The following is a 1,579-nucleotide window of genomic DNA, read 5'->3' on the forward strand; positions in this document are numbered from 1 at the left end:
ATCCCCAGGATAACTTTTATCCGTTGAGCGATGGCCCTGCCCTTCAGAACCACCAGATCACTAGGCCCGCCTTTCGTCCCTGCTCCACTTATTAGTGTCACAGTCAAGCTTCCTTCTGCCTTAATACTCTTCACGCCCCAACCGTGCTGTGGGAACCCTGGGACGCTCTAGGGGCCTAGAATTTCTAGTATAGCATCTCTTTCAACAACAAATGCACTGGATATTCCGGATAGACCTCATAGAGTTAAACCATATCTTTCAAGTGAATTTGCTAAATCCAGAGCTTTCTTTTTACCACCCTTAAATTCCGCACATGAAATGACATGCAATAATTTATATTAACGTGCCCTTTTTTCGGTCAATTCTACCTGGAAATTACGCTCTTCATCACTATTTATGTCAAACCCAAAATGTTTCCATGACGATAATGGTCTTTTTTCTTCACCGCGAAATTTTTCCCCCCAAATAACTAATTCCTTTAATCCAGAACCATGATCAAGATGTTGATACTTCTCTTCGAGAATAAGCAATTCTTTATAAACATTAGTTAAATATGTCTTTTCATCGACAAGGATTTTGGTATGGAAAGAGTTATTGTCGTTGCTGATAGAGGACTTAATACTAGTGATAATACAGCTTTTCTGTCCGGGGTTAATGATGATGACTCCCAAGGTCACGATGGTTATGTATATGGACAAAGCGTTATTGGTGGGGATAAAAAGTTTAAAAAATGGGTTTTAGATAAAAAAGGTTATACAACTGACCGAGAAATAGATGAAAATGGTGAAGAATTTTTCTTTACTCATAAATCTCGTGTTTTTGCAAAAACCGTTACTCTTAAAAGTAGTAACGGCAATCGAACACTAACAATGCCAATTTACCAAAAACAAATGGTATATTACTCTAGTAAATATGCCGCTAAGCAACGCAAAGAACGTGAGCACATTTTAGAAAAGGCACGGGATTTAATTAATAATCCGGGGAAATATACAAAAGCCACATGTTATGGGGCCACTGCCTACATAAAAAATTTATCCTTTACAAAAGAAACAGGAGAAATTGCCGATAGCAAAAACCTTTCTTTGAATATAGAGAAAATCGAAGCAGAGGCAAAATATGATGGCTATTATTCAATTGTCACAAGCGAAAAACATCTTACCGATAAACAAATTTATGAAATCTATCGAGGACTTTGGAAAATTGAAGAAACCTTTAAAATTATGAAAAGTGAACTAAATACAAGACCATTATTTGTAAGTCTTGCAGAACACATTGAAGGTCATTTCTTAATTTGCTTTACGGCATTAGTAATTATTCGTGTCTTAGAACATCTAACAGAGCATCGATTCTCTGTTAAACAAATTCGTAAAAGCCTAAATAGTTATTCCTGTTCTTATTTAGATCAAAATTTTTATCTCTTTGATTATCGTGACGAATTCCTTGAAACCTCTGAGCGTTTATTTAACCTAGACCTAGGAAAGAAAATCATGGCTTTAAGTGAAATAAAAAATATTTTAAAAGCTAAAAAATAATTAAATTTCACTACACTTGTACACATAAACGCAAGGCCTTAAACCCC

At 35.5% G+C, this 1,579-nt stretch carries 2 protein-coding genes and 1 rRNA gene; 1 reads left to right on the top strand and 2 read right to left on the bottom strand.

The genetic code is table 11. The features are described from left to right. Positions 1–166: ribosomal RNA gene (locus GX687_04930) — 23S ribosomal RNA — on the bottom strand; the annotation flags it as partial. Between the two features lie 172 nt (positions 167–338). Further along, complete coding sequence (locus tag GX687_04935; protein HHX96783.1) at positions 339–530, bottom strand: hypothetical protein; 192 nt, start codon at positions 528–530, stop codon at positions 339–341. A 51-nt stretch (positions 531–581) separates the two neighbouring features. Between GX687_04935 and GX687_04940 the strand changes: the two genes are divergently transcribed. Beyond that, complete coding sequence (locus GX687_04940) at positions 582–1,532, top strand: transposase (protein HHX96784.1); 951 nt, start codon at positions 582–584, stop codon at positions 1,530–1,532. Positions 1,533–1,579 lie beyond the last annotated feature (47 nt).

Source organism: Clostridia bacterium (genome assembly GCA_012841935.1).
Taxonomy (GTDB): Bacteria; Bacillota; Peptococcia; order DRI-13; family DTU073; genus DUTS01.